At 34.5% G+C, this 2,632-nt stretch carries 3 protein-coding genes; 1 reads left to right on the top strand and 2 read right to left on the bottom strand.

The genetic code is table 11. The features are described from left to right. Positions 1-201 precede the first annotated feature (201 nt). Positions 202-717 (bottom strand): hypothetical protein, encoded by a 516-nt coding sequence (locus tag BKP35_RS12390; protein WP_071313674.1) that lies wholly within the window; start codon positions 715-717, stop codon positions 202-204. A gap of 114 nt (positions 718-831) precedes the next feature. Next, complete coding sequence (locus BKP35_RS12385) at positions 832-1,386, bottom strand: GNAT family N-acetyltransferase (protein ID WP_084031633.1); 555 nt, start codon at positions 1,384-1,386, stop codon at positions 832-834. Between the two features lie 202 nt (positions 1,387-1,588). Between BKP35_RS12385 and BKP35_RS12380 the strand changes: the two genes are divergently transcribed. Continuing rightward, on the top strand, positions 1,589-2,428 hold the full coding sequence (locus tag BKP35_RS12380) for a tyrosine-type recombinase/integrase (protein ID WP_071313673.1): 840 nt from the start codon (positions 1,589-1,591) through the stop codon (positions 2,426-2,428). Positions 2,429-2,632 lie beyond the last annotated feature (204 nt).

Raw genomic sequence — 2,632 nt, 5'->3', positions numbered from 1 at the left:
TCTTGATGGGATTGTTTCAGGAAACTTGGTTCCTTCATTCCAATCCTCAGTTGTAAAGTTGAAGTTTTTCTAGTAAACTTCCTGTATTTTCACGCTGGAAAGCGTTTATAACAGAACTTGTCGCGCGCTTCCGTTAGTTTAATATTTACTCTTTTAATCATCAGTTTTCGAAAGCTTCGCTTAGCCCCTTTCCCCTTAACCTTAAAAAGCTTGAGACCATCTTTCGCTAATATAGCTATTCAATTCGGAATTGATATTAGATAGTTGATTGTACCATTCTTTATTACTAGCTTCTCCTAACGTTTCTTCTAATTTTGCCAAAACATCGTTGGTTAGTATCAATCTTTCTCTATATATATCTGCGTTCTTTTCTAACGCATCCATATCATCTTCCGCATAATTTATAGAAATTTCATTCAGTGGTGGAAGAAGCATCATATAAAAATTATCTACATTTCCAAGTCGATGAGAAGCAACTAAGGAACTGACTTTTACATAATATCGTGCAAATTGTACCTCATCCCCTTGACGCAACTGTTTCAGTACATGGTCAAAAACTTCCACTTCAAAATTCCACATAACTTCCTCATGGTTAAGCCTATATTTCAGTCCAATCATGTTTTTAAGAGAACTTGTTTCATTAAAAAAATGATAATTCAATCCCAAAGATGAAACTAATAGTATTATTACGATTATGGAAATTAGATTTTTTTTCAAGCGGTTCCCCCCTACCAAATTTTTTATAAACCTGCCTCGTTAGCACCACAACAGCAGCGACAGCTTATTAAGCTATTGCACCCTTTAGTTAAAGAACAAACAAGGAAATACTAATTATAAAATTTTATCAAATTCTTCTTTTAATAAAGCAAATAGATAATTATCTCTCCATTCCCCTCTTACTTTTAAATCCTTTATAAAATGCCCCTCTAACCGAAAACCATTTTTTTTAAGCAAGTTAATTGAACCGAAATTTTCAGTATCGCAAGTTGCATAGATACGATGCATCCTAAATTGTCTAAATCCTAAATCGAGTAACGCATAGACTATTTCTTCACCATATCCTCTTTTCCAGAAATTCGAGTTTATAAAATAGCCAATTTCAGCAATCTCAAAATCATCATCCCGCACCATAAATAACGCATTTCCTATAACCTTTCTAATGCTTTTTAATTCAACTGCTAAAACATATATCTTCCTATTTTCTTCACTTTGAAAACCTATTTGTTTTAATAGACTATTTAGAGTGTGCTCTCGATTACTTGGTCCCCAAGTTAAATATTTTACTACTTTTTCATCAGACTTAATTTGAAAAACATCTTCAAAATCGTCGGCCACAAGTTCTCTTAATAAGAGCCTGTTAGTTTCAACTGATTTTATCATGGACATAAATAGCCCCCTTATTTATAACTTTTTTATAAAACAGACCTTATTTAACTATACTGCTCGTTAGTTTAAGTGAAACCATTCACAAAGTGACCAACCTTCATACATAAATAATACCAGAAAAGAACTAATTGTCGTTCTTATTTTTCATAAAATTGGAAATAATTCCTCTAAAATACACATAATACATAGGAGGGAACAATCTATGCAACTAACTAAAGCCTGGGAAGCATACAAAGCTGAGAAACGAATTGAAGGATTTTCGCCCCATACCTTGAATGCCTACCGACTGCAAGCAAATCTCTTAATCCGTCACTTCCAAGATATTAACCCCCAATCCGTTACAACCCAAGGTATTAAAGATTACTTAGCTTTATCCAGCGAAGGATTAAAACCATCGAGTCTTGCTCATCGTGTTCGATTTATCCGATCATTTTTTCGTTGGTTACACGAGGAAGGTCATATAACCACTAATCCTGCTGCCAAAATCAAGGAACCAAAAGTAGGAAAACGAATCCCAAAGTTCTTAACAGAACGTGAAATTGAACATTTAAGGGAAGGGTGCCATACCCCAATGGAGAAGGCTTTGTTTGAGTTTATGTTTTCGACGGGATGTAGAATTGGTGAGATTGTTTCATTAGATAGGAATTGTATTAATGTTGGGAATCGTTCAGCCATTGTAAGAGGGAAAGGAGATAAAGAGCGTGAAGTGTATTTTAATATCAGATGTGATATTTGGTTAAAGCGTTACCTTCAAGAGCGAATAGATCAAGACCCAGCCATTTTTGTGACGGAGCGAAATCCTCACCGAATGAGCATAGCCCAGATGAGGTATGTTATCAAGCGGATTTCTAGTCGAGCTGGTATCGACAAAACCATACACCCTCACCAATTGCGCCATAGTTATGCAACTCATTTACTTAATAACGGTGCTCCTCTTGATGTTATACAGAGTTTACTTGGGCATGAAAGAAGTGAAACTACTCGTATCTATGCTCAGTTAAGTGGGAAATTGAGACAAGAGTTTTATAGAAAATACTTTTAATTTAGATTAAATTTTAAAAATCATTTTTAGAAGAAGGTACCATTTATTTTATATAAGGTACCTTTTTGAAGTATACCCTCCCTCTATAAATATTGATATACCAACGGTTTGAGCCGTTGGAGAAGTACCAAAAAAATATTTTTCGACACGACCTCTAACATTATTTTTATAATATGTGAAACTATGCCAATTGGTGGGTACGCT

The organism is Anaerobacillus arseniciselenatis (assembly GCF_001865995.1).
Taxonomy (GTDB): Bacteria; Bacillota; Bacilli; order Bacillales; family Anaerobacillaceae; genus Anaerobacillus; species Anaerobacillus arseniciselenatis.
The sequence above is the reverse complement of the archived record's forward strand: the minus strand, read 5'-3'. Positions and strand labels throughout refer to the sequence as shown.